The sequence below is a fragment of the Nocardioides sp. genome (genome assembly GCF_035503875.1).
GTDB lineage: Bacteria > Actinomycetota > Actinomycetes > Propionibacteriales > Nocardioidaceae > Nocardioides.
Genome location: NZ_DATJTA010000103.1, coordinates 1 through 6807, shown reverse-complemented (window position 1 = coordinate 6807; position 6807 = coordinate 1). Strand labels below are relative to the sequence as shown.

General features: G+C 71.7%; 5 protein-coding genes and 1 pseudogene. All 6 read right to left on the bottom strand.

The window, feature by feature from the left end; all coding sequences use genetic code 11:
- On the bottom strand, positions 1 to 984 hold a 984-nt coding region (locus VMF51_RS24820), incomplete at its 3' end, for a TIGR03617 family F420-dependent LLM class oxidoreductase (protein WP_325477170.1).
- 4 nt (positions 985 to 988) lie between these two features.
- Positions 989 to 2443 carry an aldehyde dehydrogenase gene (locus VMF51_RS24815; RefSeq protein ID WP_325477169.1) on the bottom strand — a complete coding sequence of 485 codons (1455 nt, stop codon included), beginning with the start codon at positions 2441 to 2443 and terminating at the stop codon, positions 989 to 991.
- A 111-nt stretch (positions 2444 to 2554) separates the two neighbouring features.
- On the bottom strand, positions 2555 to 3670 hold the full coding sequence (locus VMF51_RS24810; RefSeq protein WP_325477168.1) for a hypothetical protein: 1116 nt from the start codon (positions 3668 to 3670) through the stop codon (positions 2555 to 2557).
- A 2-nt stretch (positions 3671 to 3672) separates the two neighbouring features.
- Positions 3673 to 4800, bottom strand: coding sequence for a phosphotransferase family protein (locus tag VMF51_RS24805; RefSeq protein ID WP_325477167.1), 1128 nt, complete (start codon positions 4798 to 4800; stop codon positions 3673 to 3675).
- A gap of 95 nt (positions 4801 to 4895) precedes the next feature.
- Positions 4896 to 6623, bottom strand: coding sequence for a glycerol-3-phosphate dehydrogenase (glpD, locus tag VMF51_RS24800; RefSeq protein ID WP_325477166.1), 1728 nt, complete (start codon positions 6621 to 6623; stop codon positions 4896 to 4898).
- Between the two features lie 71 nt (positions 6624 to 6694).
- Positions 6695 to 6807, bottom strand: a pseudogene (locus VMF51_RS25955) (IS30 family transposase); the annotation flags it as partial.

Below are 6807 nucleotides of genomic sequence, written 5' to 3'. Positions count from 1 at the left end.
GGCCAGGCTGGCGATCTGCTCGGTTCCCGGGTCGTGACCCGGGAAGTAGGCGCAGACCCGGTCGGCCACGTCGCCGAACCGGCGCGCCAGCTCGTCCGCGCACTGCTCGGGGGTGCCGCGGACGGCGAGCGTCTCGACCATCTCCTCGGTGACCAGCGCCCGCATCGCCGCGAGGTCGCCGCGCTTGGAGAGCGCGTTGAGCTCGGGCTGTACGTCGACCCAGCCCTCGACCTCCAGCACCGGGCGGTACGCCGGCGTGGAGCCGTAGAACGCCAGCAGCATCGCGACTCCCTCGGTCGCAGCCGCGCGCTCTTCCTCCGTGCGCCCCATCGCCAGGATCGCCTGGGGGCAGACGTCGATCCGGTCGCGTCCCGACCGGCGCAACCCCTCCTCGACGGCGGGCAACGTGCGCTGCTGGAAGTGCCGGTGGCTGTGGAACGGCATCACCAGCAGCCCGTCGGCCACCTCGGCGGCCGTGCGCGTCATCACCGGTCCCAGCGCGCCGAGCAGCACCGGCGGAGCGCCGTACGGGTTCGGGCCGGGGACGAAGGTCGGCGGCATCAGCGTGTGCCGCGTGTGCTCGCCGCGGAAGTCCAACGCCGTGCCGTCCTGCCACGAGGCGAGGATCGCCTTGACGGCGAGGACGATCTCCCGCATCCGGGCAGCGGGCGGCGACCACGTGGCGCCGTACCGGTTCTCGATGTGCGGGCGCACCTGCGAGCCGAGGCCGAGCCGGACCCGGCCGCGGCTCATCAGTTGGAGGTCCCACGCGGTGTGGGCGAGGTGCCTCGGGCTGCGTGGCATCGCGATCGCCACGGTGGTCATCAGGTCGGTGTCCACGTGTCCCGCGGCCGCCGCGAGCGGGAGGAACACGTCGTGCGGACCCTCGAAGGTGAACAGCCCGCCGGCGCCCGCGGCGACCAGCGCGGCGGCTCGCTCGCGTGCCTGGTCGGGCGGGGCGTCGAGCTGGAGGTCGAGGAGCACGCGGCTACATCGCCGGCGCGGTCGGGTAGATCGACTTCAGCTCGGTGTACTGCTCCAGGCCCTCGGGGCCGAACTCGCGCCCGATGCCGGAGGTCTTGAACCCGCCGAACGGCGCGGCGAAGTCCATCGTGTACGTGTTCACGCCGTAGGTCCCGGCACGCACGCGGCGCGCGACGTCGAGCCCCGCCTCCTGGTCGGCCGTCCAGACGGTGCCGGCGAGGCCGTAGTCGGAGTCGTTGGCGATCCGGACCGCGTCGTCGACGTCGTCGTACGCGATGACCGACAGGACGGGGCCGAAGATCTCCTCCTGGGCGATCCGCATCCGGTTGTCGACGTCGGCGAAGACGGTGGGGCGGACGTACCAGCCCGTCGAGAGCCCGTCGGGCATGCCGTTGCCGCCGACGACCAGCCGGGCGCCCTCCTCCTGGCCGAGCGCGATGTACTTCTCCACCCGCTCCTGCTGGCGCTGCGCGACCATCGGGCCGATCTCGGTGGCCGGGTCGGCCGGGTCGCCGACGCTCATGCCCGAGACCGTCTCGGCGAGCGCGTCCACGACGGCGGCGTAGTTCTTCCGCGACGCCAGGATCCTGGTCTGCGCGACGCAGGCCTGGCCGGAGTTCATCAGGCCGACGAACTTCAGACCCTCCATGGTGGCGCCGAGATCGGCGTCGTCGAGGACGATCGCGGCCGACTTGCCGCCGAGCTCCAGCGACACCCGCTTGAGCTGCTCGCCGCAGACGGCGGCGATCTTGCGACCGGCGGCCGTCGAGCCGGTGAAGGCGACCTTGTCGACGCCCGGGTGCGCGACCAGGTGCTCGCCCACCTCGCGTCCGGCGGCGACGATGTTCACGACCCCGGCGGGTACGCCGGCCTCGGCCAGCAGCTCGGCCATCAGGTAGGTGTCCAGCGGCGTCTCCGGGGCGGGCTTGACCACCACCGTGTTCCCGGCCAGCAGGGCGGGCACGACCTTGGAGATCGTCGTGAACTGCGGGACGTTCCACGGCGGGATCGCCGCGACCACGCCCACCGGCTCGCGCCGGACGATCACGTCGCCGCCCAGGGCACCCGGCCGCGTCTCCTCCCAGGCGAACTCCCGGGCGATCGCCAGGAACGACTCGATCTGCATCCACGGCGCGGGCGACTGGGCGAGATTCGCGAACGACGTCGGCGAGCCCATCTCGATCGTGATCAGCTCGGCCATCTCGGCGAGCTTGCCGGCGTAGAGCATCGAGAAGGCCTGGATGACCTCGATCCGCTCCTCCGGGCTCATCCGCGGCCACGGCCCCTCGTCGAAGGCGCGCCGGGCCGCGGCAACCGCCGCGTCGATGTCGGCGGTGCTGCCCTCCGGGACGGTCGCCACGACCTGCTCGGAGTGCGGTGAGACGACCTGGATCGTGCCGGTGGTCGCGGGGGCGGCCCAGCCGCCGTCGATGAAGAAGGCGTCGCGGTCGAGGGTCATGTGTGGTCTCCAGGTCGGTGGGTGGGCTGCGGGGGTTTCGAGGCTCAGGACTTCGTCCTTCGCACCTCAACCAGCGTGGGTCGGGCTTCGTGCTTCGCACCTCGACCGGCGTCAGGGGGCGAGGGTGAAGTAGTCGAGGAAGCCGCTCGGGTCGTGGCGGCCGATGCAGAAGTGCTCGAAGAGGCCCCAGCCCTCGACGGTCCGGCCGCCCTCGGTGAGCAGGCCCTTGCCGACGTGGTCGACGCAGCCGAACATGAAGCGGCCCTGCACCGCGTCGTCGGCCATGTCGTAGGTGCGCCGCTCGACGAACTTCTCGCCCTTCCACATGCCGTGGGTCCAGTCGGGGTCGCCGCCGTACCCGCCACCGACGTGCAGCGGGGCGGCCAGCAGCGAGGAGACGTCGAGCTCGATCGGGTCCCCGGCGGCGTTGGTGCACCGGATGGTCGCACCGCTCGGGGTCCGGGTCCCGGACTTGTAGTGGATCTTCACCCGGGGCCAGCCGAGCTGCTCGACGCGGCCGTCGGGCCAGACGCGGTGGCAGTCGTTGAGGGTGCGGTACCCGTTCGGGTCCTCCTGCAGGATCAGCACGATCGCGAAGTCGTCGAAGGCCAGCGGCACGTAGAGCCACCACATGCCCTCGAACGGCGGGTCGCTCGGCGCACCCGGGGGCTCGGCCTCGCCGACCGGCCGGATGCCCCAGGAACGGTCGCGGCTGCCGATCCAGCGGTCGGGGGTGATCTCGATCCGCTCGCCGTCGACGTCGAGGTGGCCCGTCCAGCTGCCGAGCTGGGCGAAGCGCTGGGCGTCCAGCGTGGTCCGGGCGCCCGAGCGCAGGATGTGGCGCTCCTCCTGGATCACCGGGAAGAGCCCCTGCCAGGTCAGGTCGGCGGCGATCCCCTCGGTCTCGTCGACCTGGATGCGGATCCGCTGGAGCGGCTCCTCGACCTCGACGCGGTAGCCGCCGACGTGCTGGTTGAGCCGGTCGCCGTCACACAGGTCGGAGAAGTGCAGGGCGGTCTGCTGCCCGTCCCGCGCGACGAGGAGGTAGGCGTCCTTGGTCCCGAGGTTCGGGTAGTAGCCGAGCCCGGTGATCACGAAGATCTCGCCGCTGCGGTCGTGGCAGTTGAAGTAGTTGCGGTCGTAGAAGTTGCGGTCGCTGGACGCCGGCCAGGCGATCGGCAGCGGCGCCTGGTGGATCGGGAACTCGTCGAGACTCGTGATCGCCATGCCTAGGCTCCTACCTGGTTCATGATCCGCTCCATGAGCGGCTTGTGGTGCATCGCGGTCTCGATGTCCTCGGGGCGCTCCATCTCCCCGAAGTGGATCGAGCGGGCGGTGGTGCGCATGAAGATCACGCACCACTGCAGGCCGTTGAAGACGTGGTACCAGCCGAGGTCGCCGAGGCTCGTCCCCGACGCCTCCTCGTAGGCGGCGACGACGTCGGGCTCGTTCATGAAGTCCGGCATGCCGGGCATCTCGAGCATGTCGGTGATCGACTGGAAGACCCAGTGCGCGAAGAGCATCCAGGACACGTCGAGCTCGCGCGGGCCGATCGCCGCCATCTCCCAGTCCAGGACCGCGACGGGCGCGAAGTCGTCGTACATCACGTTGCCGATCCGGGCGTCGCCCCAGCACAGCACGGGGTCGCCGACGTCGGGGAGGTTCGCCTCCAGCCAGGCCAGCGCGCGCTCGGCCAGGGGCGAGCGACCGATGTCCGGGACGGCGAACTCGTACCAGGCGCGGGCCCGGGCGAGGTGGCGCTCCAGCAGGCTGGCCCCGTCGTACGGCGGGTCGAGGAAGGCGAAGGTCGAGGCCGCGTCGGGGATCGCGTGCAGGGCGGCCAGCGTCGCCGTCGTGGTGTCCTGGACCCGGCGCTGCTGCGCGGGCGTGCCGTCGAAGAGCCAGTTGTCACCGAAGGTGTACGGCAGCACATCCTGAGGTACGACGCCGTCGATCCGCTCCATCAGGAAGAACGGGGTGCCGAGCACCGAGCCCGTCGGCTCCATCCAGCGGACCCCGGGGACCGGGACGTCGGTGAGCTCGCCGACCAGCCGCATGGCGTCGTACTGGTGCTGGAGGTCGTAGGTCGGGAAGACCGGGAAGTCGGACGCGGACGGCGCGACCCGGGCGACGTACCGGCCGACCTGCTGCCGGCCGTCCTCGGTCCAGGTGGCGTCGAAGAGCAGGGTCTCCGAGGACATCCCGTTGGCGTCGATCCCGCTGTGCAGGACGACCGTCGGATCGGCCCCGGCGGGCAGGAGCGTGGCGAGCCAGTCGGCCAGCAGCCCCGGGACGGTGCTGGCATCTCGACTGGAGACCTGCAGCTTCATGTCGGCCGGCGGCGGTGCCTGGGTCACGAGGTCCTCCCGGTGTGACGTGGGTCTCTAGTTGACGCACGTCAGTTTCGGTGGAACGTGTTCTAGATGTCAACGAGGTCCCACCCCCGCCCGGGTCAGACGATGTCGGGGACCTGCACCCGCGCCTCGTCGGCCTCCTGGTCGGTCAGCTTCAGCTGGCTCTGCCGCTCCGCCTCGACCCGGCGCAGGTAGTGGTCGACCTCCTCGGCCGTCCGCGCGTCGTCCCAGCCGAGCTCGGCCGCCATCAGCCGCGCGACGCCCGGCGCGGCGCCCACGCCACGGTCGAACGTCTCGATCGAGATGCGGGTACGCCGGGTGAGCACGTCGTCGAGGTGGCGGGCGCCCTCGTGGGTCACCGCGTAGACGACCTCCGCCGCCAGGTAGTCCTCGGCGCCCGCCAGCGGCTCCGCCAGCTCCTCGCGCTCGCGGACCAGCGCCAGGAGGTCGTCGACGAGCCCGCCGTACCGCCCGAGCAGGTGGTCGATCCGGGCGACGTGCAGCCCGGACCGCCGGGACAGCAGCACCCGCTGGTTCGCCCGGGTCTCGAAGCCCTCCGCGCCGAGCAGCGGGACCCGGTCGGTGATGGAGTCGCGCACCGCCATCGAGATCGTCGTCTTCAGCGAGTGGGCGGCGGCGTCGACGGCGTCCTGCGCCATCACGCGGTACGTCGTCAGCTTGCCGCCGGCGATCATCACCAGGCCGGGCACCGGCGTGACGACCGTGTGCTCGCGGGAGATCTTGGAGGTCGGCTCCGACTCCCCGGACAGCAGCGGGCGCAGGCCGGCGTACACGCCCTCGACGTCGTCGTGGTCGAGCGGCTCGCGCAGGATCGCGTTGACGTGGTCGAGGACGTAGGCGATGTCCGCCTTGCTGGCGGCGGGGTGCGCCTTGTCGAGGTCCCAGTCGGTGTCGGTGGTGCCGATGATCCAGTGCCGGCCCCACGGGATGACGAACAGCACGGACTTCTCGGTGCGGACGATGAAGCCGGACTCCGAGCGGATCCTGTCGCGCGGGACCACGAGGTGGATGCCCTTGGACGCCTGGACGTGCAGGGCGCCGCGGCCGCCGACGAGCTCCTGGATCTCGTCGGTCCACACGCCGGCGGCGTTGACGACGACGCGGGCGCGGACCTCGAAGTCGCGACCCGTCTCCAGGTCCCGCGCGCGGACGCCGACGACCCGCTCGCCCTCGCGCAGGAAGCCGAGCACCCGGGTCCGGGTCGCGACGTGGGCACCGTGCCCCGCCGCGGAGCGGGCGATCGTCAGCACCAGGCGGGCGTCGTCGACCTGGCAGTCGTAGTACTGGATCGCGCCGACGATGGTCTCGGTGCGGAAGTCGGGCGCGATCCGGGCGACGGCCCGGCGGCTGAGGTGACGGTGCCGCGGGACGCCCATGTCGTACCTGCCGGTCATCGCCATGGCGTCGTACAGCGCGAGGCCGGCGCCGACGTACGGGCGCTCCCAGCCGCGGTGGGTGAGGGGGTAGAGGAACGGCACCGGCCGCACGAGGTGCGGCGCGAGCCGGGTCAGCAGCAGGCCGCGCTCCTGCAGGGCCTCGCGGACCAGGCCGAAGTCGAGCATCTCCAGGTAGCGCAGGCCGCCGTGGACGAGCTTGCTGGAGCGGCTGGAGGTGCCGCTGGCCAGGTCGCGCTGCTCGAGCAGGCCGGTGTTGAGGCCGCGGGTGACCGCATCGAGGGCCACGCCGGCTCCGACGATCCCGCCTCCGACGACCAGCAGGTCGAGCTCACCCTCACCCGACGCTCCCGACATGGCCGCCAGGGCGGCGTCGCGTGCGTCCGGGCCGAGGGCACTCGAGATGCTCATGCAGCCATCGTGACAGGGGCCGATAGTCCCTGACGTTCGGCAGCGGCGGGGTCAACCGGTGGAAGCAACGTTCATGCTGCTGTCGGGTTCGACAGGAGCTCGGCCAGCGCTTGGGCTGGGGTCTTGAGTCCCAGGGTAGGGCGGGGTCGCTTGTTGAGGGTCGCGGCGATGCGTTCGAGGTCCT